We start from the raw sequence: 21,490 nt of genomic DNA, 5'->3' as shown, positions 1-21,490 counted from the left end.
GTTTGGGCAATGAGAAAGGCCCGGGCATGGCGGGCCTGGTGACATCAGTCGATCCGCAGCTTCATGCTGCGCTCCGAATCTGCGTGTGCAAGATATTCCAGCCATCGCCACGAGCCATGGCCACGCCTCCAGTTCCACGGGCTTCAGCTCTGGCCTGCAGCCGCCGGTCCACGTAGGCCCGCAGGTTCATCAGCCACTCGTCGCTGTAGGGCATGTTGTCCAGGTGCTCTGTCAAATCGCGCTCGATGTCCACCACAGAGGCGCGGTGTGGCACGGGCTTGAGGTTGAAGTTTCCACTGCCAGCGTCAGTGACCAGCACGGCGCGTGCGCCAGGTGGGATGCCAAAGTCGGGGATTGCGACCGGCGCGGGGGTTGTGCTATCGTTCATATCGAATCTTTCCGTGAGAAGTTTGGTTCACCTTGAAGGCCTCTTCCGTTGGCGCGGTTGAGGTCTTCGCCTTTGTGGGTCTAGTTTCCCCGATTGCGATGGCCGAAGGGGGGTCGAAAAACATCCAAAACTGTCGCAGTTCAGTCATGCGGCTATTTTTTCAGTCCGGGCGGGCCAAAAGACCACCTAATCGGCCCGGATCGGGATACAAAGGGTTTCCCCTAATGGGTAGGCTCATGAAAGCAGCAGCTTCTGCACCATGTCCAGCTGCGCTGGCGTGCCATACAGCTTGGTCTGGTTGTCCGTGATGCGCTGCCAGTCGGTGCGGGTGTCCTGCCCCAGAGCAAACCTGTCGCAGAAGTCGTGCACCTCGGCGCTCTGCTCTTTGGACATTTCCTTGAAGCTGTGCGACCCGGCGAATAAGTTCAACAGTGCGTAGACCTTGCCGAACAACAGGCCATGCTTGATCACCGTGTCCACTGTGAAGTGGTAAAGCGGTAGCCGGTCGAACTTCGTGCTGCGCTCTTGGCCGTCTGTGATGGGCTGACGGGCTCTGGTTTTTGAGAAGTAGCTGTCCTCCATCTGCTCGAAAACTTCCCAAGCCACGTCCGTCTCTAGCATCTTGGCGTGACGCATAGCGCCCCGTTCGGTCCAGAGAATCAGGTGAGCCGACTTCTTGGCAACCAACCCGACGATATCGGGTTGGTTCTTGAAATCCCGAAGGTCACCACCCTGAAGCTTGACAAAGTGCTTGCCTTCTTCAAAGCGCTCGCGGTTGTTCTCGAAGTTATCTCCGATGTTCTTTTCTGAGCATCCGTACAACTGCGCCAATTGTTTCGAGGTGCAGACCCGCTGGTCTTTGAAGTTAATGACGGGCGTTGCCACCGCGCCAATAGTGACGACTTCGGTCATGCATGCGGTCCCTGTTGCTGCTCCTCCGCACGCAGGCCGAGCTTGATGAGGTACAGAATTTCTGCGTTGAGGGTGCGTTCGTTCTCGGCTGCACGAATCTTGAGTTGCTTGCGCAAGCCATCGGCGTGCAACCGCAGGAGGAATTTGTCCGACTCATCGCGCTGCTGAACCTTGGTCTCTGTAGTCATAAAGTCCTTTCATTTAGTTTATGGCCTAAGGCCATGTCTTTAATGTGGCCTAGGGCCATATCAAAGTCAAACACATGGCCTTAGGCCATATTTGCAGTAGGGCTTTAGGCCATTACCATTGGGGAATGGATAACAAGCAGCCTCAAGACACAGAGTCGCGTCATGCGGACAAATACATCGTCCGCTTTCCCGACGGCATGCGCGACCGGCTGAAGGCGGCGGCGAAGTACAACAACCGCACGTTGAACGCTGAAATCGTGGCCCGGCTAGAAGGCAGCTTCCGCTCGGTGGATGTAAACGATGCGGCGGCGATCATGCTGGACCTGCACCGGGCCGAGGACAAACTGGCGGCGCGCAATCCCGCGAAAGATTGGGCGGTGATAGCAGACCTGATCCACAACCTGCAGCAGCAGCAGGCAATGACGGCAGAGCAGGTGAAGAAGCTCGCTGATGCCTTCGAAAGCGGCGATGTCACGCTGGTTCACAAGGGCACGGTCAAGGTGCCGAAGCTTAAGACGAAAGCGAGCCAGCCATGAGCGAGAAGGGCAATAAGGACATCGGCGAAGTCAGCGCCGCAGTTGTCGCGCTCTCTGCCGTAATGGGCGAGTTGGTGGACGAGCTCTGCCAGTCGGGCGCGGTGAACTCAGAGAGACTAAATGCTCGATTTGAACAACTGCGCGGCCAGTTGACAGAGCTGTACCCGAACGCGAAAACGCCCCCGAAAATCCTGGAGATGCTGCTTCAGAACACCATCAGACAAGGTGAGGCCAGGGATGAATGACAACGTCCGACAACTGCGAGGCATCAGCGACACCTTGTCGCCTGGCGGAGAACCCCCAGATAATGGAGAAATGGACGCCCGCGTAAAAAGGCTTGAAGACGCTATCGCCGAGTTGCCCACCAAGGCCAACTTTGCAGAGCTGCGCGCGGACATTGCGAAGGGCCAAACCGACATGCACAAGGCAATTGCGGACAACCACCGGTGGACTCACACCGCTTTGGTTGGATTCGCAGGGCTCGCAGTCGTCGGGATCCTGGGTGTGATGGGCACGATCTGGAGCATCGGAAAACCGACTACTCCCGTGACTGCCCCGGCTGCTGTTTCGCCCGTGACCATCAACATGCCGGGTTCTCAGGCAGTTCCGGCCGCCCCTGCTTCCAAGCCCTGATCCATGCGCACCCTCGCCCTCCTCTTCTCCGCCCTGGCCAGCGCTGCAGCCTGGGCCCAGATGCCCGACCGTGGCAGCTGGATGGCCGGCGGGGATGACGGGGGCAGCGGGCTGCCTTCGGGCGGTTTCCCCTGGATCGTGGCCGGCATTTGGGTGGCCGGCATCGCTATCGCGTCATTTTTGCCCGCACGGGCCAAAACCATCGCCCTGCCGCTCGCGCAGGGGTGGCCTCTGCTGTTCATCGTGTTCGAGGCGATCGCTTGGTTCCTGCGGCGCTGACTACTTGCCAGCGGCCGCCCGGTCCTCGGCCACCGCCTCGATGAACTCCCGGTAGATTCCGGACTCCTCCGCCTCCAGCTTCTTTACCTGGGCCCGCTTGTAGGCCATGGACGTTCCTTCGTCCAGCATGATCTCTTCGACCTCGTCGCGGATTTCCTTGATGTGCTTGCTGCTGCGCTCCATCATCTTGACCAGGCCAAGCAGCTCGCCGCGCTGCTCCTCCACTCGCTCCCAACCCACCTCGTCACCCATCTTCTTGGCGCGGTCTCGGTCCTGGTCAGCCCGGCGCACATCCTTGGCCGCGCCCCAGTAGTTGCGGCGGTCATCGGAAATACCCTCGTCGCGCACGAAGCCGCGCAGGATCGGAATCTCTCGGGCCTCGGATAGCAGCGCCTCGCGATCAGGATCGTCGGGGCTGGACTGGTACTCGGCGCGCCGCATCACCGCGTCGAAGGTGTCGGTAAGAAACACCCCTGCCCCACCCGTCAGCGTGCGCGTCCAGTACTTCAACGTCTCCGGGCTCACGTCCACCAGGCCGGCCTGCGTCTGCGTGCCCCCTGATGCCGCGTTGAGCTGGTCGGCGATGGTCTGGTAGACCGAGGTCTTCGTGTTGCGGTAGGCCCGCAGGTGGTCCGGCCGGCTCTCGTCGAACTTGCTGTCCGGCACGATATCGCCGCCCAGGCCCGAGCGGTTCACGCCGGCGCGCAGCGCGGCGCGCATCAGCTCGCCGCCGGCGACGCCAGGCACCAGCTCCACCAGCCCGCGCGTGTCGCCCCCTTCCGAGTACGGCTTCACCGGGAGGAACTGGTCTGCAAACAGCAGCGCCAGGTCCAGCGCCACCTTGTCCACGTCCTTGCCCTGCTGCAAGTCGTGCGCGGCGTTGCCGACGCCGAAGAAAGCGCCCAAGCCGTAGGGCATGGGCAGCGTGATGTAGCTGTCCGCCCCCGTCCGGATGATCAGGTTCTTGGCCTTCACGTCGGGCGAGATCCGGTCCCATGCCTTCTTGTCTTCGTCGTCGCCGCCAAACTGCGCCTGGGCCAGCGCATAGAACAACCCGGCCATGCCGGCCACCATGGCCCAACCCTGCTCGCGGTGCTTGCCGTGCACCATGGCATCGGCCAGCGCGGCCGTGCCCTGGATGCTGGCGTTCAGGAAGAGATACCAGCCGCCCACGGTGCGGGTGGCTTCCCCGTTGCGGTTGAAGTTCAGCAGCTCTTTCGCGGCGCTGGCGCTGGCCCGCAGGTCGTTGCCGCTCTCCTGCATGGCCTCGAAGACCGACAGCCGCATGGCCGACTCGCCGGCGCCGTTCAGGATCTCGATCAGCTTCAGTCCGCTCTTGATCGACTTGCGCATGGCCGTGCGCACGCCGCGCACCGTGCCGTCACCCCGGGCCGTGGCGAAGGCGCCGCGCGCATCATCGAAGGTGGCCTGCACGTCCTCGCCGATGCGCGCCAGGTCGCCCAGGTATGCCGCGCCAGTGCTGCCGCCCGACAGGCGGTATTGCGCCACCGTCCCCGTTGCCTTACCCGTGAAGCCGTATCGGATCAGCTTGGCCATGGCCATCGGGTAGTTCTTCACCGCCCGAGCCGACACGCCGGCCCCGTACTTGGCCGTGGTGATGGCCAGGCCTGCCGTGAAGTCCCGCGCGATGTTCTTCAGCAGGAACTCGGGGTTGTACGCCGTGTAGGCCTTGGACAGCGCGGCATTGATCTCGCGGTTGACCTTCATCAGCGTGGTGAGGCTTTCCACGCCCATGTGCTTGTAGGCCCTGGCCAGGCCCTCGTCGTTGAGCTGCACGCGCACGGCGTGGCCCTTCACGTAGACCTGGGCCTCATTGGGCTGCAGCATGGGGGTGGCCATGCTCACCACCATCGGGTCCGCCTTCACAGGCTTCACCTGCAGCTTCATCCCGGGGTTCGCGCCCACAAACTGCAGCGCCTGGTTCGACGTCGTGAAGCTGTCCACCACGATGCCATCGGGCGTGCGCACCTCGTACATCGTCCCCTGCTTGAGCACCCGGCGGCGCTCGGGCTGGTTGATGGTGGCGATGTCGGGGTTGTTGAGCTCGTCGACCAGCACCAGCATGGCCTGGCCCACCTTGTTCTTCTCGGCCAGCATGATCGCGCGCTCGTGGTCGCGCAGGATGTTCTCGATCACCTTCTCATCGCGTGCACCGTGGCCCAAGGCCCGCTTCTGGCGGCCGTCCACCGACAGACCCTTGCCCACCCCGCCCTGCTTCGCCTCGTCGCCGCCCTTGAGCGGCACGTAGTTCTTGTAGGCCTCGCTCCAGGCGTCCGACATCTCCTGCGAGATGATGCCGGCGTCCAGCAGGATCTGCCTGGTGCTCTCGGTGATGGATTGCACCTCGGTGGCCAGGGCGGCGAGGCCTGGGGGCGCCTTGGCCAGAATAGCCTGCGCCTCAGCGTTCGTCATGCCGGAACCGTCCAGGGTCTTGGGGTCGATGCTGGCGATCTGGGCGTTGCGCTCCTCGGCGTGCGCCGCGTGCAGGTACTCGGCCACCTGCTCGGTCGTGAAGCCCGCCTTCTGGATCCGGTCGATAACGGGCTTGACCGTGCCCTCGCGGAAGTCCTCCACCCGCGTGGCCACGGTGCCGTGCATGCGGGCCTCGTAGCCCCACACGTCGGCCTCGCTCGACAGCTCGATATCGTTTTCCTTCGCCCAGTTGCCCAGCACGGTGAAGCGGTTCAGCTTGTCCTGCATGACGCGCTGCGCAGCGCGGGCGCGGGTCTCGGCCGGCAGCGGCGTGCGCTCGGGGGCTGCTGCTGGCTGGGCCACGGGTGCGGATGGCGCTGGCGGCGGTGCGGCGGCACGGCTGTACTGGAGGCCGCCCTCGGTATCCTCGTCCAGGTTCACTGCCCCATCCAGCTCGCCCGCATGGTCAGGGTTCTCGCGCTGCGCGATCCCGAACGCCAGGTTCACCAGGTCCTGCGACTTGAAGTCCTCGGGGTTGCCCGTCAGCTTGCCGAAAACCTGCTGGATGGAATTGCGCACGCGCGCCAGCCAGCCCTGTACCGTGGTGATGGGGCGCGCACCCGTGGGCTCCACCCCCATCTCCAGCGCCACCTGGACCGCGTAGGGGAACAGCTCCTGTGTGGAGTACTTGCCGGCGTCGGCGCCAGCGGGCCGCGACGATGCCACCCGCGCGGCAGCATCGTCGTACACCTGGCGTTCCATGCTGCCCTCTGCCGCAGTGGCCCAGCCGCCGATGGTGTCGTGCAGCAGGTCCCAACCCTTCTTGCCCAGCACCGCCTGGCCATGCTTGTGCATCAGCTCATGGGCGGCCACGGCCACTTCCTGGCCGGCCTTGATGTGGTCGGCGATCAGGAACACCGTGCGGCTGAGCGGGTCGTAGAACCCCGCAGCCCTGCCGCCCTGCTCGGCGCCCATGGCCACGGGGCCGATCAGCGGCTCCCAGTCGGCCTTGATCTGGCCCGAGGTGGCCACCACCACGCTGCCCAGCCCACCTGGCAGGCGGCCGTTGGCGCCCACCAGCTGCTCCACGGCCGCCTGCACCGACTCGACCGAGGCTGTGCCCGTGGCCCTCAGGATTGCGGCGGCCAGATCGGGGGACATCTCTTTCGAGAACTCTGCCTCCGGCCCTTTGACGCCATCTTCATCAGCGGCTACATTCTCCCCTTGCGAATCCCCCGAGGATCGGCGTTCCCCAGGCAATTGGAGCCTGGCTGATCCGGTCCCCGGGGGATTTTGCATTTGGCCGTTCACATCGAAGCGCAGCAGCCTGTTCAGCTCCGCGCCCACCTCCTCCCCTTTCGCCTTGAGGAATTCCTGCTCGGATTTCCCATTTTCTGGCGTTTGGGCTAAGATGGAATCTTCTCCTGAATTGGATGAGCCGGATCGCTCCACACCGCTTGCGGTGTCAGTCCCGGATACTCGACGGTTCAGGAGATTTTCTTTTACGGACACGCTGTGCAGGTACATGCGCTGTCCGTTCGGGTCAGTGCGCACCAGCACCGTGACAATGTTGTCCAGCCCGTCCATCTTCACCGGGGCGCTGATGTAGTAGCTGCGAGCATCGCGGCGGTGGTCAGCAGCCACCACAACTGCCCCCTGCTCGATGACGTTTTTCACAGCGGCGAAGGCCAAGTTCTTGTAGAAGCTGAACTTCCCGTGGCTGAGTGAAGACCGCACCGAGCGCTCTCCCAAGTCCACAGCACCGATTTCAGGGTTTCGGGCCACACCTCCGAACCGCGCGAACAGCCCGGCGGCCCAGGCGCGTATTCCTGCCATCCCGGTAGCTGGCACATCTTCGCCCTTCAATTCGGCGACCGGAGCGCCTTGCAGGATGCGTGCCTTTTCTGCGTCCGTACGGGCGGGTGATGAGCCACGGCTGTACTGGACTGCCATGGCTTCGTCGGCCGCGCTTCCTTGCTGCACAATTTCGCTCGACCCCGCTGCAGGCTGATCGCCCAACGCTTGGCGCACGCCCGGCGCGGCCTCAGAGATACCGGCGGGGTCACCTTTCACCACATCGGCTTGAACGCTGGCGGCGGCTCCTCCGGCTGCGGGAACAACGGCGGCCGGTACTGGCGCATCAGCTCGCGCGACGTTGGGCGCCTGGGCGGTGTCGGTGGTGCTGGCCGTTTGCGCTGCGGGTGCTTGGCGGGCATTTGCTGCCTCCGGTGCGGTGACTGCTGGGGCTGGTGCCGGGGCGGCCGGCAGCTTGAACGCTTGGCGCGCCTGCGCAGCGACGGTCTTGCTGACGATCACCCCCTTGGGCGAACCCCGGACGGCCGCTGCCGGCACGCCGGATGCCACCAGGTGCGCGCGCACGGCCTTTGCATCACCGCGCAGCTCGACCTGGCCGCTCGGGAGGTCGACCATCTCCACCTGCGGGGCGGGCTGCGGCTCGGCCCGTTCCTTGATCTGCGCCTCGAGGCTGCTGTTGTCGGAGCCGCGATCGGGCACCGTGGCCACGGTCGTCGCCTCGCTGCCGGGGTTGGCGGCCGCGAACGCCTGTGCACGCCCCAGAGACTCGGCGGTGCGCTCACGCTCGGACTGCGTCAACGGCGGCTCGCCCAGCGTCTGCAGCTGCTGCTCAATCGCTGGCAGCGTGCGGCCAGCCTCGTAGCCGTTGGCCTCGCCGTAGCTGGTGGTCAGGTCATCCAGCACCCGCTGGCGGGCTTTCACGGCCAGGGTGTCGGCCTGGCCCTGCTGCGTCTCGGCGGCGCTGGCCTGCGCGGTGGCAGCGGCCCGGCCCTGGGCGGCTTGCTCATCGGCAGCCACCATGGCCTCGATCTGGCGGGTCTCGTCGGCATCGCGCGCGGCTCGCGCCTCGGTGGCCAGGCGCTGCACGTCGGCCTGCGTGGTGGCCGGGGCCGACTGCACCTGGGGCGTGGCGCCTGGCTCGGCGTCCAGCAGGGCCTGCGTGCGGGCGCGGGCGATCTCCTGCTTTTGCTGGGGGGACAGCGGGCCTGACTCGGGCTGCGTGTCCACTGCCGACGCTGCGGGCTGGGTGCTGACGGCAGTGGGCGCAGCAGGTGCCGGTGCTGCTGCGGGCACGGTGCCGCCCAGCTCCGCCCGGGCCTGGCCCACGGCATCGGCGATGCTGATCTCTCCCTCACCTGCTGGCGCGTTGCGCGGCGGCGCCTGCGGCGTGGTGGACTGATCCTCGACGCGCGGCACTGGGGCTGGTGCTGGCTCAGCTGCAGCCTTCGCCCCGATGTGCCCGGCCACGTCCACGCCACCGCCCACCACCGCGCCCAGCGTGCCGGCCACGGCCAGGCGCTTGCCGGCGTTCGTGGCGTTCGGCGCCTCGCCGGTACCGACAGCCTCGCCCGTCACCTGGCCAAGCTCTTCGCCCACCTCCTGCAGCCCCTCGCGCCCCGCGCCCTTGACAACGCCAACAGCGCCGCCCTTCACCGCCTGGCCAGCCGCCTGCCGCGCCAGCGCCACCTCCGCGCCCCCACCAGTCAGCTTGCCGGCGATCACCGAGAACGGCACGGTGATGCCCGCCGCCTTGTAGGCATCCTCCATAGGCACGCCTTTGTCCACCAGCCCGGCGAAAACGTCGGCAGCGTTCTGCGCTGCTGTGGCGCCGATGCCAGCAGCCTTCTGGGCGGTCGCCACGCGCGAGGCGAGCGCGGCCGTGTCCAGCGCTGCAGCTGCCTTGCCCGCCGTGGCCGCCTTCCCGGCCAGCCCAGCCGCGCCCACCGGCAGCAGCATGCTCCCCAGCGTGGGCAGCACCTGGTCAGCCAGGGCACCCTTGTTGTTGGCCAGCGTCTGGCCGATGCTGACGTTCGGGTCGGCCATGTCGCGCTGGAAGTTCTCCCGCTGCGCGGCCGCACGATCACTGCCCACCACGCCCTGGATGGCCTTGATACCGCCCTCCATCGAGTCGGACAAGTCCTTGCCCAGGTAATCCCCGGTGGCCAGGCGCGCCAGGTCGGCAACGCCCTTCACGGCGGTGGGGCCGATCTGCAGGGCTCCGGATACGACGTCCTGCGCCACAGAGCCCACTGACATGCCGGGCACCTCGCGGCGCGCGGGAAGCACGGGGCCCGCTGCCGGGTTGACCACGCCCCGGCCGCCGCCCGCCTGGCTCGGCTGTACGCCGTCCGGCAGCGGCACCTGCTTGCCGGCAGCTGCCGGCTTCGGCGCCACGCCGTCAGCAAACTCCAGCACCGTGCCCACGTAGTTGCGAGTCTCGGCCGGCAGGCTTTTGTACCAGTCGTCTCGCGCGAAGGCATCGCGGTTACGGCCCCAGTTGTAGCTGGCGATAGCGCGCTCGGTGTCGCCGCCGAACTTGTCCAAGCTCTGGCGCAGGTACGCTGCAGCACCGAACACGGCTTCTGCCGGGTCCAGCGGGTTGATGCCCAACTCTTTGGCCGTCGCAGGCATGAACTGCATCAAGCCCAGCGCGCCCGCCGGGCTGGTCACCTTGCCGCTGATGATGTCGGGGCGAAAACGGCTTTCAGCATAGGCGATGCCCTTGAGGATGGTCGAGTCCACGCCGTACTCAGCTGCGGCCGCATCAAAGAGATCGTCCATACCGGCCGGCACGGCGCCGCGCGCGACGGGGCTGGCGGCCGGGCCAAAGTCGAATAGAGCGCGGGGCGCTTCTTCATCGGGCAGCGCGCCCAGGTCCACCCCACGGGTGGCCATCTGGTACAGGTTCATCGGGCGGCTCCAATCTTGGCGCGCCAGGCATCAGCAAGCGATTTGGGCGAAGCCGCAGGTGCACGCACTACAGCGGTGGGGTTGGGCGCCTTGGTGGTGGCCCCCGGCTGGTAGTCGTTCAGTGCAGGCGCCAGGGCGGCGCCATCCATGGCATCGCGTCGCGCTTCCATTTCCTGGATCCGCGTCTGCAGGGCTGGCTTGTCCTTCGGGCGCGCCTCGCCCAGCTGTTTGTAAGCGCCAGCGATCTGACGATCTAGCGCCCGCGCGTCCTGTGCCTGGCGGTTGGCGCCGGCATTTGTTGTCGTCGCATCGGTTCGGCGATTGGTAGCGTCGATCCGCTGCTGTGCCAGGTCTTCCTTCCCGCTCTCGTCCTTCGTACCGCTGTACTTTTGGAACGCGCCCGCAGCCTCGGGCAGAGAGCCGCCGCGCTGCATGACCTGGGCTGCGTTGGCCGTGCCCATATCGTTCAGGCCAAACTGCCGCTCGCCCTTCGCATGGTCATCCAGCTTGCCGGGGTCAAGGAAGGCGGTGTACAGCCGCTGCAACCCCAGCTGGCCCTGGTCCCGGTCGTAGGCCGCGCGCTCCATCGCTCCCTTGGGTGGTGCAGCCTCCATGTCGCCGGCCCTGTCGTAGCGCGCGAAGTCGCCGGCCGTGGCTGCGGTGCCCGTCATCTCGGGCCGGTTAAACATCTCGTCGGCCAGCAACCGGCCGGTGTCGCGCCCGCCGAACGTCTTGGCCAGGCGGATCACCTTGTCCTGGTCCTCAGGTGTCTTGGCCTGCATGGCCAGGGCCGCCAGGTTGATGCCCTTGCCCCCACCGCCGCCACCCGCCCCGCCGCCAAGCTCGGACTTCATCTGCAGCATCTGCTCCTGCTGGTACAGGCGATCGGCCGCACGCTCCCGCTGCAGGTCCAGCGCACCCTGCTGGCGATCCTGCAAAAGTGCCCGCTGCTGCGCCAGCCGCTCCTCGTCGGCGCCCATGGCCGACATGCCAGCACCGATGCCCTGCATGGTGCCGCCCAACAGGTTCGCGAAGAAGCTCATTGCATACCCCCTTGCTGCGCCATCTGCGCCAAGTTGATCCCGCCTTGAGGGCCTGGCGCTGGTGGCGGCTGCTGGCCGGCCTGCGGGCCCTGCTGCTGCAGTTGATCGGGCGATGGCATCAGCCCCTCGTCCGCATCCATGCGCATGTACTCCGCGATGGACTCCTGCATCACCTGTTGCAGGAAGGGCTCCAGCTGATCGTCGGGCACCAGGCCTGCGTCGTTGGCAACGCCCGCGATGTCCTTCACCAACTGCACGCCGGCATGCAGCAGCACGGCAGGGTCCACAGGCTGGCCGGCCTTCTCGGACTCCATGGTCAGGAAGCGCAGGGTCTGGGTGCCCATCCGCACTGCGGCTTCGGCAGGATTGACCTCCATGGCCTGGCGCCACTCCTGCGCCTGCTCGCCCATGATCTGGCGAGCGCGGCCGAGCAGCATGTCGAACTGGGTCTGCTGCTGGGCGGTTGGCTGCGTCTTGCCACCGGCAGGAGCTGCTCCAGCCTGCGGGTCTTCGGGTGCGCCCTGCTGGGCCATTTCGTTGAGGTTCATGGGAATTCCTTAGGAGACGCGAACGCCAGAAACGCTGTGGTACTTACGCTTGGCGAAGTCCAGCGCTTCCTTCTGAGACTTGCCCTGCGCAGCCGACGAAAGGGCGCCGCCGACACCCTGAACCACAGCGCCCATGCCCTTTTCGCTGTTGAGCAGCTTGTCGAAGAAGCTGCCCGGCTTGGTGGCGGCCGTTGTGGGTGGCTTGGTGGTGGTCAGCGGCTTTGTTTCTACGTTGCCAGAGGCTTTGGCCGAGCCAGCATCAGATGCGGCTGCAGCCGGTTTTGTCGCCATGCTCTGGTCAGCAGGGGCTGCGGTGATATCGCGCGCCGCCCCCGTGCTCTGGCCAGTCTTGGCGGCGTCTACCAAGGCCTTTGTGTCGGTCCCCGTGGTCTGGGTGCCCTTCATCAGGTCCATGCCTTGGGATGCGTCGGGGGTCGACGCGGCAATGCCGACACCATCCGGCGTTGTTTTCGCCATCTCGGTCAAGTTGAAACTGTCGCCCGGGCTGTAGGTGCTATTCCCCAAGCTGTCCGTGGTGCCCGAGAAGTCGCCCGTGGTCAGTGCCCCAACGCCATCCGCCAGGTCGAAGGCACCCGCCGCCGAGTTCGCGCCGAAGGCGTTGGTCCCGTCCAGCATGGCCTTGGTACTCAGCGCGCCGCCTGCCTCGGTCAGGCCCGCAGCCCCCTCTGCCCCGCTGCCAAAATCAAATCCGCCGTTCACAGCGCCATACACCGCCCCGGCAATGTTGATCACCTTGACCATGTCCTCGCCGAAGACCTTGGAAGCCGCCTTGTTGACCTTGTCATTGATGCCGGTCACCTGAAAGGCAACGGACGCAACCGCTGACACCACGGTAGCGGCAGCCGCTGATCCGACTGCGGCAGTGAGGCCCACGGCGGTGGCAATGGTGGCTGTGGCGCCCGTGTAGGCCATGATGATGGGGATAACGACGGCCATGGATCAGTTCTCCAGTGCGGACACGTAGGCCGTGCCCATGACGCCAAAGCCCCGGCGGGCCATGACCTTGTTGAAACGTGCCGGATCGGCGATGCCGGCGTAGTCGTGCACCACGAACTGCACAGCCCGCATGCGCGCGGCCCAGTCCTGCAGCGCTGCCAGCAGGCGCAGGCCCGAGCCGTCCTCGGCGTACCAGAGCAGTTCGTAGGCGGTCTGCCGGCGGTTGAAAAGACCGGGCTGCACGATGCCCGCGATCAGGCCGCGCAGCGCGCCGCCTTCTTCGCTGACGAACACCGCGCCGGACATACCCTGGATCACCCCCAAGAACGATGCCTGCACCTGGGCCAGCTCGATAGGCTGGTCAGCCATTTGGCTGGCGGCGTGCTCACGCAGGGCCAGTGCCACCAGGCCGGGCAGGTCCTCGCGGGTGGCGCGGCGGATGATGGTCATGCGGCACCTGCCCCGGTCGTGTCGCTAGATGCTGGGCCCGCAGGCCCTGGCGATGGCCCGCCGGTCGCTGCAGCCGTTTTCGTGAGCAGCCAGGTATCCGGCGTGATGCCCAGGTACGTGGCCTGGTTCCCGAGGCTCTTGTTGGTCATGTCGACCACGCTGTCGATGGCCTCCCGCTTCTGCTCCGGAGACATGTCGCTGGTCTGGATGCGGAAGACCTTGTCCGTTCCATCGTTGCGCAAGTTGGTCATCGTGTTGCGCCCGTCCAGCGCCAGCTGCCGGTCGGTCTTCTTGTCGTCAGAAGCCAGTTGCAGCTGCAGGCGTGCCATGCTCGTGTCGGGCTGGAAGTTGGCCGCCTGCGATGCCGCGTTCAGCTGCGCAATGGACATCTGGCTTTCGGCCGCGAACTTGTCCCGCGCGGTCTGGTAGCCGTTCTGGATGGCGTCCCGCTCCAGTTGCAGCTGCTGCTGGCGGTCCAGCGTCTTGTAGTCGCGGTCCCACTGCTGCTGCGCGGCCCACTCGTTCGCCTGCACGTTGAAGTCGGCCATGTAGGCGTCGCGCACAAAGGCGTTGTTGTCGCGCGAGAACGTGTTCGCCTGGCCCGCGTTGAACTCGCCGGCCCGCGCATAGGTGCTGGCGTCCTGGGTGGCAATGGGCATCGCGGCGTCGTACAGCGCCGACTCGCCGGCCGTGGCCGCCATGCTGCTGTTGAGCAGGCCCCTGGTGTTCGACTGCTGCATGGCGCGCGCGCGGGCCTGCTGCATCAGCGGGCTGTCGTCGGCAATGATCTGCTGCAGCTGGCTGCGCACCGTCTCGTTGGGCGACACCTCCCACTTCGTCATGCCCTGCAGCTGGGACAGGTTGATGCCAGTCTTCGGCGGGGCTTTATCGTCATAGTCCCACCCGGAGCCAGAGAACGACCATTTCGATGCCTCATCCTTCCAGCCGTCCCAGCCATCGGTTCCGTACTTGGACGCATCCATGACCTGCTGGGCAGAACCGCCGTGGCTCCCGAAGGCTTTGCCAAGTTCCTCGGCCGTCACGCCGTACTGCTTGGCCGCAGCGCCGATCTCGTCGAAGCTCTTGCCGGTGGCCCAGGTGCGGAAGTTTTGGTAGTCGCCTTCCTCGAAGCGGGCCGGCGCTGCGGCGGGGGCGCTTGCCACCGGTGCCGCCGCAGTGGTGGGCGTGGTGCCCCAGGCCTGGCTGGCCAGGTTGAACTGCGCGTCGGTGACGCCCAGCGACTTGCCGATACGTGCCAGGTCCTCGTCCGACGCGCCGTTGGCCCGCTCGGTCGCATAGGCCGCGTTGACGTGATCCTGCGTGTACTCTGCCATGGTCAGTATCCTTTGCTGCGGTCGGTGGTGCCGCGCTGCTGCGCCTGCAGGGCAATGCGGCCGGGAAGCGCCAGCAGGGCTTGCAGCTCCTGGATGGCGGCCTGCGCGGCGCGGATCTCGGCGTCGGTGGAGCGCACCGTGGTGCACACGGTGGTCAGCTCGGCGATGCGCTCGGCGGCATAGGCCTCCACGCCGCGCCACACGGCGGTGGCCGGGTTGATCTGCGTCTCCCAGCTCATACGCCCCTCCCGGTCTGGGCAGCGAACTGCATCTCGGCGTTGAGCATCTGGGCCTTGTTGTCGCGATCTGCCTGTTTGTCAGCCAGGAGAGCCTGAGTCTTCTCCCGCTCGTACCCGAAGCGCCGCATGGCTTCGTCTTGGGTGATGCCCAGACGGGCTGCTGTATCGGCCATCTCCAGCTGCATGCGGCGATCCATAACGCGTTCGTTGGAAGCCATCTCCTCGCGGCGCAGGGCCTGGTCTTCCTGGTGGATCTGCTGGGTTTGCTGCAGGCGTGCCTTGTCGAGCTCAACTTTGGCCATGAGCGGATCCTGCTTCGGCCCCTGCTGCTGCTCGGCCTGCTGCATCTTGGCGATCTCCTGCTCGGTGGGCAGCACCTGGTCGGGGTCCAGCTTGAAGGCCCGGGCGAATTGCCGCATCAGCCGCATCTGGTTGCTCGGTGGCAGACCCATGGCCTGGGCGGTCTGCATGAAGGCCTGTAGCCGCTGCGCCTGGCCTTCCAGCTCCACCAGGGCCGCGATGCCCATGGCGCGCACCCGGCTGTCGCCCTTGATCTCTTTCTTCTCGCTGTACTGCATGTTCCAGTCGAAGAAGCGAGTGATCAGCGGCGTGACGATGTCATCGTCCCAGTTGCGCACGGCGCGGCGCACCCAGAGGTTGGCAGCCGTGTAGGCGATGCTGGCCCCGGTGGCGCTCTGCATGTAGTTGGGCGCCTCGGTGCCTTGGAGGAATGCGGGCAGCGTGCCCACCTCCTCGATCAGCTGCTTGGACATCCCGAAGATCTCCTGCAGCTCCTTGAGGCGCGCATCGATTGCGATGAACTGGATGCCTTGGCGCGCATCCGCCCCCGGGCGCTTGTTGCGCCAGAACTTGCCCGGCGCCATGCGCCACGAACCATCCACCGGCTCGATGGCCTGGTCATCCACCACCACCTGGGGCAGCACGCACAGGCCCATGTTGTCGTGCATGGCGCGGAAGGAACTGTTGGCGCTCTCCTGGTTGTCGCGCACCTCGTACGGCATGCCAAAGCCGAAGATGCTGGCCTCGTCCATCTGCCAGGTGAACACGCTGTACGGGTGTTCGTTGCTGTCCAGCGGGTTGAGCGCAGCCTTCAGCACCTCGCCCTGGCTGCCGAACCAGACCACGCCGGTGTAGGTCTTGAGCGGGTCGTCTTCCACCGCGCAGCCGCAGTCGATCAGCTCCTGGGCCGTGATGGGACCGTGGTACTCCCAGACCTCGTAGCGACGATCCTTGGCGCCGCTGCTGCCGCTGATGGCGCGCAGGCGCTCGCGGTAGTTGTTGGTGGGGGTAGTGGGATCTGTCCCCAGCATGCGGCGCAGCGCGTCGGCATCTACGTCGGGCATGTCCTGCAGGTCGGCGGCCTCCTGTTTGGTCAGGTAGTGGCGCTCGAACACGAACTCCGCCTCGCGGATGTGCGTGCTGCTCATGTCGGGGAAGAAGTTCCAAAGGTCCACCCGGCTGGCCTGGGGCAGCGGCTTGCGGGTCAGGCTCATGACGTAGGCGCCATCGCCCTGCTGCGTCCAGCGCTTCGTGGTGCGGAATAGGGGCACGGGGCCCTTGAGCACGCCCGTGCCGTACAGCACCGCATCGTGGATCACATCGCGCGCATGGCGCGGGTAGCTGCACTCCGCGAGCTGGTCATCGATCTCGCGCTGCATTGCGTCGCAGGCCTTGCTCGCCTCGTCCATCATGGCTCCGATGGAGTCCTTCATCGCCCCGGCGGTGACCATGGGCCCCTCCGGGGACTGCATCTGGGTGTCGGGTGGCAACTGCTCGGCCAGGCCCATTGCTTCGTCCAGGTCCGGCACGGGGGTGGGCTCGATCACATAGCTGCGCTCGTCGCTGGGGAACAGCATGTCGAACAGCCGTGCCTCCACCAGCCCGCACAGCCGGCGCGTCAGCGGCACGAAGATGCGGCTGCCGTACTCGCCCTCGTCGCCGAACATGCCCGGGTCGTACTGCCCGTTGAACTGGCGCACGTCCTTGTACCAGCGCTCCTCGATCACCTGGCGCTGCTGCACCTGCTCCTGCGCCAGGGTCAGCAGGCGGCGGCCCAGCGCACTGACGCGCACAGCACGGGCTTCGGCGTCGCGGCGGTCCTGGTCTTCCTGCTGGCGCTGTGCCTCGGGGTCGAGCTGCTGCTCGAGCAGCGCCACCACCTCGTCGGCCGTGATCTCGCCAGCCGCAACCAGGGCGGCAAGCTCTTCTTCAGACAAGCCGGCAAGGGTCGGAGGTTGGGCGGTGGCAGCGTTCATGCCGCGCATGGTCACGCGCGCGGCCCGAATCCCCCACCGCTGGCATTAATGCCGTTTGCTCAGTAGCCGCCGCGCCGGTTGGCCATGTTGGAGCCGCCGCCCAGGGTGGACGCCTTGGGCTGGGTGATCGCAAAGCGCAGCATCATGACGCCGTAGCGGGTCGCGCTCTGCAAGTCGTCCCGCAGCTTGACGATCAACCCGTTCTTGCGGTGGTACAGGCGCCACTCCTCCAGCCAGTCGCCGCAGGTGGAGAACACCTTGAAGCGCCCGGTCTGCATGCGCGTGAGCAGGTCACTGATGCCCGCCTCCAGCCCGTTGCTGCCGTCCTCGAAGGTGGCGCGCTCGGGCAACAGGTTCACGCCCAGGGTGCGGTACTGGCCCGCCAGCTGCTCGCCGCTGCCCTTGTCGTGCTGTAGGCCGTCGTGCGGCCATGCCACGGGCATCCACTTCCCACGAGCAGCGATCAGCGGCGCCTGCATGGCCACGCTGGTCTCGCGCACGCGGAAGGTGTCGTACACGTAGACGGTATCCGTGTCCCGGTCCCACGCCAGCCAGGCGGCTGCGGCCGGGTGGTCCCAGCCGAAGTCCAGGCCCACGATGCGCGGCCAGTGCGCGGGCAGCGCGAAGGGTGGGCACACGATCGACTCCTCGGCCACGGGGAACACCTTGCCGCTGCCCAACACGGGCACGCCGTTCATGCGGGCCTCGCGCTCGTGCTCCGGATAGCTCTCGGCAAGCTCCTGCTTGGTCTTCTCGTCGAGGTGGGGCACGTCGTTCCAGCCGGCCTGGATGATGGCTTTGCTCATGTCGTTACCTGTTGGCCTTTGGTGAGGAAGTCCAGCACCACCTCGGTGGCGCCTTCCAGTGGGGTGAACGTGATGGCGATCAGGCCCTGCGTCGTGGCCGTGCGGGTCAGGCATTCGTTGTAGACCGTGGGTGGCGGCTCCTCGTCCAGCCACACCCAGTGCTTGGCCGTGCCCTCGAAGGCCTTGCGCCCCTGGTCGTAGGACTTGAAGCCCAGCACGCTCTCGCCGCCAGTCAGGTGCTTCACGCGGATGAAATCGAGCGCTCCATTGCCGTTGGGCCTGGGCCGCGCCTTCACGATGTCGTCGGCCGGGATCATCCCTGTGCCTGGCTGGCCGGGCTGGCCATACAGCTCCAGCTGCACGATGTCGCGGGTGGTCTCGGTCGTCTTGCCAGCCGCCCAGGCGTGTATGGGCTTGTCGAAGCGCCGGCCCTGCCACCAGTCCGGATAGCGCCCAGTCAGGTGCAGCGTGGTCTCGTAGGCCCCGCCGATGGTCTTGCCCACCCGGTTGCCGGCCATAAAGCAGCGCTCGCGGTGCGTGGCCCCGGCCCGGAAGAAGGCCATGTGGCGCCCGTACAGCTCGCGGCGCAGGGGGCCATCGTCCTTAAAGAAGTTGCGCATGCGCCAGCCGGCCAGCCGCCGCAGCAGCAGGACCTCCATGGCCTCGATCTGTTCCAGCGTGGCATTTTCCAGGGCATCAGGAAGCACTGCGGCTCTTCTCCTTGATCGCGCGCACCTGGGCCAGCGCCGCGATCATCTCCTCGGCCTGCGCGGGCGGCATGTTGCCCAGCGCCTTGGTCATAGGGTCCGTCACGTCCTCGAACTTCTTCACGAACATGCCCAGGTGCGTGCCCAGCAGCTCCAGCGCGGCCTTCTTGCTCTCGGTCTTGAACTTCTTGGACATGACCAGTTGCCCGTCTGTGCCAATGTCGAGCATCTCGATGGAGCCGATCGCCGCTGCGGTGTCATCGTCGAGGTCGAGCACGTTCTTCAGGCTTCCATCGCGGTTGAAGATCTTGCGGATGTCGAAGAAGGCAATGCGCGACAGCTCCCTGATGATCTGGTCCTGCGTCACGCCCGTGCGCTCGACCGCCGCCGCCCGCAATTCGGCCACCCTTGCCGCAACCCTCACATCCGCCGCCAGGGTGGATGCCTTGGAGTGCACGCTGTCGGGCTTCCAATTCACGCTGCGAGGGTACGCCTCGCGATAGGCTGCGGACTGGCTCGCGCCCTCGGCGTGCCGGCGGGCGAACAGCTCCATGGGGGCGGACAGGGGTTTCACGTGCGCGCCCCCCGCACCATCCGCTCCATGTTGTCGATCACCCGCAGCCGGTCACCGTCGTGCAGGCACTCCCCACGCAGCCAGTCGGCCGGAAAGAGCACGTTTACCGCGCTGATGGCGGCATAGGGGATGTGCTCCCGCGCTGCCTTGATCAGGGCTGTGGCGGCGCCCAGGGGGTGCAGGTCCCCCCGCAGGTAGACCATGCCTGATCCGGTCACGCCGGCATAAAGGGTGGGTGCGCCAGGTGCCTGCAGCTCAATGAAATGCAGGTCTTCAGTCTCGTCGGTGTCGTAGTCCATGGTCTCTCCTATCGAATCAATGCCAGCTCGCGCCGCATGTCCACCTCGCGCACCACGATGGGCGCTGGCTTGGGCACGATGCGGTAGCGCTTGGTGTAGCGGCGGCCCAGGCTGCCCACAGCGGGGCCCATCACGCTGCGCACGGGCAACTTGCACAGGGCCGAGCAGATTTGCGAGTTTTCGGTCTTGGGCACGCCCAGGGCGGCGCCGATCTCGTGCACGCTGTAGTCCCGCGTCTGGTTGTCGGTCAGCAGCTTCTCGATGCGGGCCTTGAGGCCATTGCGCCTGGCGCTGGTGATGGTCTTCGTCGCGTCGCTCATGCAGATGCGGCCCTTTCCATCCCCAGTAGGTCCAGCACCACGGCGCCGGTGTCCACGTCGTACCAGTCCGAATCGGTCAGGTTGTTGATCAGGAAGCGCTCGAAGTCCGCCCGGGGCGTGCTGTCCATGATCCGCTGCAGCTTCTTGGGAGCACTGCGCCACGTCGGCTCCACGCCCACCAGCCGGGCGGCCGCCAGGTTGTGGTGACCATCCACCAGCACGCGGTATGGCATGCCGCGCAGGGTCAGTTCGATGACGTTGACCACGAACACCTGGAACGTCGCTGCCTTGCGCGCCACGATGGCGGGGTCCAGGTGGCGCTGGGACGAAATGAGGCGGGCCGTCATGCGCGGCCTCTCAGCGTCGCCAGCTCGGCCTCCAGTGCCTTGATCCGTTCATCCTGCTTCTTCCAGGACTTGTACGCATGCCAGCTCTGGCCCATGGCCATGCTCTTGCGCACCTCTGCCAACTCCTCGGGCGTGAGCACGGTCAGCGGGGTCGCGGGGATCAACTCGAACGTGCCGTTCTCCCAGTCGATGCCGTACCCAGCGGAGTGCAGGCCGACTGTGTGGCGCGGCCCCATGGTCGCCGCCCGCGCCTGCGCCACGATGCGCACCTCGTCATCCAGCTTGCGGGTGCTGGCGCGCAGAATGATCTCGGCGAGTTGCGTGGCATTCATTCTCCGAACCCTCCCAGTACCGTCTCAATCATCTGGATCCGCATGGTCGGGCTCAGGTGCTTCCACAGCGTGGCGCCGGCATGCTCGGTGCGCAGGAAGTTCACGGCCGCGGCGTGGTACACCTCCATCTCGCCTTGCTCCAGCTTGCCGTAGCTGATTGAGCGCGGCACCGGGATCACGCCTCCCTTGGGGCCGGGGAACCAGTTCACATGCCCTGCCCCCACCTTCAACCAGGTGCGAAAGTCCTCGAACTCGGCGAAGCGCTCCTGCAGCTCGAAGACCGCCTGCTCCAGCGCCATGTGCTTGCGGTGATACCAGCCCAGGCGCGGCTGCACCGTGGTGATCTCCATCATCTCCCCGGGCTCCAGGCCCAGGATGCGGCGCCAGAGCCGGCGCCACTGCTTGCGGCCGCCCTCGCCCAGGCCGTCGACCATGCCGAAGATGACGCGGCGCGCGGTGTCCTTGTCGGCCTCGCTGATCGCGGCGGGGTCCTGGCGCACCAGGGTGATTTCAGGCATGGGCGGCCTCCTGCTGCGCCTTGCGCGCGTTCCAGGCCTCGACATCGCATTGCGACACGCTCACACAATCGTCGCCTAGGATCCAGTGCACGCCGTACTGCAGCCCGGGGACTCGAAACACTGCCTTCCAGTGCGTCGCATCCGAAAGGCGGCGCCCGCTTTTAGGATCGGTGCCGTAGTCCTCGTGAGCCGTGATGTTCGTGGCGTCGGGATAGGCGGCTGCGGCGGCCTCGATGACAGCGCACTCCAGCACCTTGCGCGCGCGGCGCTCGGCCCATTCCTGCTGCTGGCAGGTCTCGCTGCAGTAAACGCCGCTCCGTTCGTCACCGACAGGGCCGAAGTCGTCTTCGCGCTCGTCGTCCTCGTCGTAGCCACGGCCGTCGATATCAAAGGTGCAATCGCAGTGCTGACAGCCCCACCTCCAACCCGCCGCGAGAGTGGCCTCAACGGGCACGGGTCCCGGGGCATAAGCATCCGCCCAAGGCGCGCGGCGGCAGTGCTCGACGTATTCGAACTCGGTGCCCAGCTCGTTTGCCCCCTGGCGCCGCGCTGCGGCGTTGCTGGTGGCGAACTCGATGCAGCAATGGCCCTCGTCAGGCTCGCGCACCTCGTAGGCCTTCAGTTTCTTTTCCATGATGGTGTTCCT

The 21,490-nt window shown here is 66.3% G+C and carries 24 protein-coding genes; 4 read left to right on the top strand and 20 right to left on the bottom strand.

What is annotated here, in order from left to right:
* Positions 1–61: 61 nt before the first annotated feature.
* From QYL93_RS17615 to QYL93_RS17605, 3 genes are all read right to left on the bottom strand, one after another.
* Positions 62–388, bottom strand: a complete 327-nt coding sequence (locus QYL93_RS17615) for a hypothetical protein (RefSeq protein ID WP_305744850.1) — start codon at positions 386–388, stop codon at positions 62–64.
* A 234-nt stretch (positions 389–622) separates the two neighbouring features.
* Positions 623–1,300 (bottom strand): ORF6N domain-containing protein, encoded by a 678-nt coding sequence (locus QYL93_RS17610; protein ID WP_305744849.1) that lies wholly within the window; start codon positions 1,298–1,300, stop codon positions 623–625.
* Positions 1,297–1,488 (bottom strand): Arc family DNA-binding protein, encoded by a 192-nt coding sequence (locus tag QYL93_RS17605; protein WP_305744848.1) that lies wholly within the window; start codon positions 1,486–1,488, stop codon positions 1,297–1,299. Before QYL93_RS17605 ends, QYL93_RS17610 begins: the two co-directional genes overlap by 4 nt.
* Positions 1,489–1,613: 125 nt before the next feature.
* On the opposite strand from QYL93_RS17605, the gene QYL93_RS17600 reads away from it, so the two are divergent.
* The 4 genes from QYL93_RS17600 to QYL93_RS17585 are packed head-to-tail and all read left to right on the top strand — an operon-like array spanning position 1,614 to position 2,936.
* Positions 1,614–2,024 (top strand): Arc family DNA-binding protein, encoded by a 411-nt coding sequence (locus tag QYL93_RS17600; RefSeq protein WP_305744847.1) that lies wholly within the window; start codon positions 1,614–1,616, stop codon positions 2,022–2,024.
* Positions 2,021–2,269, top strand: a complete 249-nt coding sequence (locus tag QYL93_RS17595; protein WP_305744846.1) for a hypothetical protein — start codon at positions 2,021–2,023, stop codon at positions 2,267–2,269. Before QYL93_RS17600 ends, QYL93_RS17595 begins: the two co-directional genes overlap by 4 nt.
* Complete coding sequence (locus QYL93_RS17590) at positions 2,262–2,657, top strand: hypothetical protein (protein WP_305744845.1); 396 nt, start codon at positions 2,262–2,264, stop codon at positions 2,655–2,657. Before QYL93_RS17595 ends, QYL93_RS17590 begins: the two co-directional genes overlap by 8 nt.
* Positions 2,658–2,660: 3 nt before the next feature.
* Complete coding sequence (locus QYL93_RS17585) at positions 2,661–2,936, top strand: hypothetical protein (protein WP_305744844.1); 276 nt, start codon at positions 2,661–2,663, stop codon at positions 2,934–2,936.
* Here the strand turns inward: QYL93_RS17585 and QYL93_RS17580 are convergent, their stop codons facing one another.
* The 17 genes from QYL93_RS17580 to QYL93_RS17500 form a co-directional block, all read right to left on the bottom strand.
* Entirely contained in the window at positions 2,937–10,094 is a 7,158-nt protein-coding gene (locus tag QYL93_RS17580; protein WP_305744843.1) for an LPD38 domain-containing protein, read from the bottom strand.
* Positions 10,091–11,137: a hypothetical protein gene (locus tag QYL93_RS17575; protein WP_305744842.1), complete on the bottom strand. Its 1,047-nt coding sequence runs from the start codon at positions 11,135–11,137 to the stop codon at positions 10,091–10,093. The genes QYL93_RS17580 and QYL93_RS17575 overlap by 4 nt, the downstream gene beginning before the upstream one ends.
* Positions 11,134–11,685: a hypothetical protein gene (locus QYL93_RS17570; protein WP_305744841.1), complete on the bottom strand. Its 552-nt coding sequence runs from the start codon at positions 11,683–11,685 to the stop codon at positions 11,134–11,136. The genes QYL93_RS17575 and QYL93_RS17570 overlap by 4 nt, the downstream gene beginning before the upstream one ends.
* Before the next feature lie 9 nt (positions 11,686–11,694).
* Complete coding sequence (locus QYL93_RS17565; RefSeq protein WP_305744840.1) at positions 11,695–12,579, bottom strand: hypothetical protein; 885 nt, start codon at positions 12,577–12,579, stop codon at positions 11,695–11,697.
* A 66-nt stretch (positions 12,580–12,645) separates the two neighbouring features.
* Positions 12,646–13,092, bottom strand: a complete 447-nt coding sequence (locus QYL93_RS17560) for a hypothetical protein (RefSeq protein WP_305744839.1) — start codon at positions 13,090–13,092, stop codon at positions 12,646–12,648.
* A complete protein-coding gene (locus tag QYL93_RS17555) occupies positions 13,089–14,426 on the bottom strand; it encodes a hypothetical protein (protein WP_305744838.1) in 1,338 nt (445 codons plus the stop codon). The genes QYL93_RS17560 and QYL93_RS17555 overlap by 4 nt, the downstream gene beginning before the upstream one ends.
* A gap of 2 nt (positions 14,427–14,428) precedes the next feature.
* The gene (locus QYL93_RS17550) at positions 14,429–14,665 is read right to left on the bottom strand and encodes a hypothetical protein (protein ID WP_305744837.1); all 237 of its coding nucleotides are present in this window, start codon (positions 14,663–14,665) and stop codon (positions 14,429–14,431) included.
* Positions 14,662–16,941: a hypothetical protein gene (locus QYL93_RS17545; RefSeq protein ID WP_305744836.1), complete on the bottom strand. Its 2,280-nt coding sequence runs from the start codon at positions 16,939–16,941 to the stop codon at positions 14,662–14,664. The genes QYL93_RS17550 and QYL93_RS17545 overlap by 4 nt, the downstream gene beginning before the upstream one ends.
* A 59-nt stretch (positions 16,942–17,000) precedes the next feature.
* Positions 17,001–17,747 (bottom strand): terminase large subunit domain-containing protein, encoded by a 747-nt coding sequence (locus tag QYL93_RS17540; protein WP_305744835.1) that lies wholly within the window; start codon positions 17,745–17,747, stop codon positions 17,001–17,003.
* The gene (locus QYL93_RS17535) at positions 17,744–18,454 is read right to left on the bottom strand and encodes a terminase large subunit domain-containing protein (RefSeq protein WP_305744834.1); all 711 of its coding nucleotides are present in this window, start codon (positions 18,452–18,454) and stop codon (positions 17,744–17,746) included. The genes QYL93_RS17540 and QYL93_RS17535 overlap by 4 nt, the downstream gene beginning before the upstream one ends.
* Positions 18,444–19,028: a terminase small subunit gene (locus QYL93_RS17530; protein ID WP_305744833.1), complete on the bottom strand. Its 585-nt coding sequence runs from the start codon at positions 19,026–19,028 to the stop codon at positions 18,444–18,446. Before QYL93_RS17530 ends, QYL93_RS17535 begins: the two co-directional genes overlap by 11 nt.
* Positions 19,025–19,327, bottom strand: a complete 303-nt coding sequence (locus QYL93_RS17525; RefSeq protein WP_305744832.1) for a hypothetical protein — start codon at positions 19,325–19,327, stop codon at positions 19,025–19,027. Before QYL93_RS17525 ends, QYL93_RS17530 begins: the two co-directional genes overlap by 4 nt.
* 8 nt (positions 19,328–19,335) lie before the next feature.
* Positions 19,336–19,647 carry a hypothetical protein gene (locus QYL93_RS17520; RefSeq protein ID WP_305744831.1) on the bottom strand — a complete coding sequence of 104 codons (312 nt, stop codon included), beginning with the start codon at positions 19,645–19,647 and terminating at the stop codon, positions 19,336–19,338.
* Entirely contained in the window at positions 19,644–19,994 is a 351-nt protein-coding gene (locus QYL93_RS17515; protein ID WP_305744830.1) for a hypothetical protein, read from the bottom strand. The genes QYL93_RS17520 and QYL93_RS17515 overlap by 4 nt, the downstream gene beginning before the upstream one ends.
* Complete coding sequence (locus QYL93_RS17510; RefSeq protein ID WP_305744829.1) at positions 19,991–20,326, bottom strand: hypothetical protein; 336 nt, start codon at positions 20,324–20,326, stop codon at positions 19,991–19,993. The genes QYL93_RS17515 and QYL93_RS17510 overlap by 4 nt, the downstream gene beginning before the upstream one ends.
* Positions 20,323–20,844, bottom strand: coding sequence for a DUF1367 family protein (locus QYL93_RS17505; RefSeq protein ID WP_305744828.1), 522 nt, complete (start codon positions 20,842–20,844; stop codon positions 20,323–20,325). Before QYL93_RS17505 ends, QYL93_RS17510 begins: the two co-directional genes overlap by 4 nt.
* Positions 20,837–21,478, bottom strand: coding sequence for a hypothetical protein (locus QYL93_RS17500; RefSeq protein WP_305744827.1), 642 nt, complete (start codon positions 21,476–21,478; stop codon positions 20,837–20,839). The genes QYL93_RS17505 and QYL93_RS17500 overlap by 8 nt, the downstream gene beginning before the upstream one ends.
* Between the last annotated feature and the right edge of the window lie 12 nt (positions 21,479–21,490).

This window comes from Acidovorax sp. A1169 (assembly GCF_030704685.1).
Classification (GTDB): Bacteria; Pseudomonadota; Gammaproteobacteria; order Burkholderiales; family Burkholderiaceae_C; genus Acidovorax.
Note: the sequence above shows the minus strand (reverse complement) of the source record. Positions and strands in the feature narration are given on the sequence as shown.

Bases quoted from the DNA above. Each gene is read 5' to 3' on its own strand.
- QYL93_RS17615 (WP_305744850.1), bottom strand. From the start codon at position 388: ATGAACGATAGCACAACCCCCGCGCCGGTCGCAATCCCCGACTTTGGC.
- QYL93_RS17580 (WP_305744843.1), bottom strand. From the start codon at position 10,094: ATGAACCTGTACCAGATGGCCACCCGTGGGGTGGACCTGGGCGCGCTG.
- QYL93_RS17520 (WP_305744831.1), bottom strand. From the start codon at position 19,647: ATGAGCGACGCGACGAAGACCATCACCAGCGCCAGGCGCAATGGCCTC.
- QYL93_RS17555 (WP_305744838.1), bottom strand. From the start codon at position 14,426: ATGGCAGAGTACACGCAGGATCACGTCAACGCGGCCTATGCGACCGAG.
- QYL93_RS17600 (WP_305744847.1), top strand. From the start codon at position 1,614: ATGGATAACAAGCAGCCTCAAGACACAGAGTCGCGTCATGCGGACAAA.
- QYL93_RS17560 (WP_305744839.1), bottom strand. From the start codon at position 13,092: ATGACCATCATCCGCCGCGCCACCCGCGAGGACCTGCCCGGCCTGGTG.
- QYL93_RS17570 (WP_305744841.1), bottom strand. From the start codon at position 11,685: ATGAACCTCAACGAAATGGCCCAGCAGGGCGCACCCGAAGACCCGCAG.
- QYL93_RS17585 (WP_305744844.1), top strand. From the start codon at position 2,661: ATGCGCACCCTCGCCCTCCTCTTCTCCGCCCTGGCCAGCGCTGCAGCC.
- QYL93_RS17515 (WP_305744830.1), bottom strand. From the start codon at position 19,994: ATGACGGCCCGCCTCATTTCGTCCCAGCGCCACCTGGACCCCGCCATC.
- QYL93_RS17595 (WP_305744846.1), top strand. From the start codon at position 2,021: ATGAGCGAGAAGGGCAATAAGGACATCGGCGAAGTCAGCGCCGCAGTT.
- QYL93_RS17545 (WP_305744836.1), bottom strand. From the start codon at position 16,941: ATGAACGCTGCCACCGCCCAACCTCCGACCCTTGCCGGCTTGTCTGAA.
- QYL93_RS17610 (WP_305744849.1), bottom strand. From the start codon at position 1,300: ATGACCGAAGTCGTCACTATTGGCGCGGTGGCAACGCCCGTCATTAAC.
- QYL93_RS17550 (WP_305744837.1), bottom strand. From the start codon at position 14,665: ATGAGCTGGGAGACGCAGATCAACCCGGCCACCGCCGTGTGGCGCGGC.
- QYL93_RS17500 (WP_305744827.1), bottom strand. From the start codon at position 21,478: ATGGAAAAGAAACTGAAGGCCTACGAGGTGCGCGAGCCTGACGAGGGC.
- QYL93_RS17510 (WP_305744829.1), bottom strand. From the start codon at position 20,326: ATGAATGCCACGCAACTCGCCGAGATCATTCTGCGCGCCAGCACCCGC.
- QYL93_RS17575 (WP_305744842.1), bottom strand. From the start codon at position 11,137: ATGAGCTTCTTCGCGAACCTGTTGGGCGGCACCATGCAGGGCATCGGT.
- QYL93_RS17590 (WP_305744845.1), top strand. From the start codon at position 2,262: ATGAATGACAACGTCCGACAACTGCGAGGCATCAGCGACACCTTGTCG.
- QYL93_RS17605 (WP_305744848.1), bottom strand. From the start codon at position 1,488: ATGACTACAGAGACCAAGGTTCAGCAGCGCGATGAGTCGGACAAATTC.
- QYL93_RS17525 (WP_305744832.1), bottom strand. From the start codon at position 19,327: ATGGACTACGACACCGACGAGACTGAAGACCTGCATTTCATTGAGCTG.
- QYL93_RS17540 (WP_305744835.1), bottom strand. From the start codon at position 17,747: ATGAGCAAAGCCATCATCCAGGCCGGCTGGAACGACGTGCCCCACCTC.
- QYL93_RS17505 (WP_305744828.1), bottom strand. From the start codon at position 20,844: ATGCCTGAAATCACCCTGGTGCGCCAGGACCCCGCCGCGATCAGCGAG.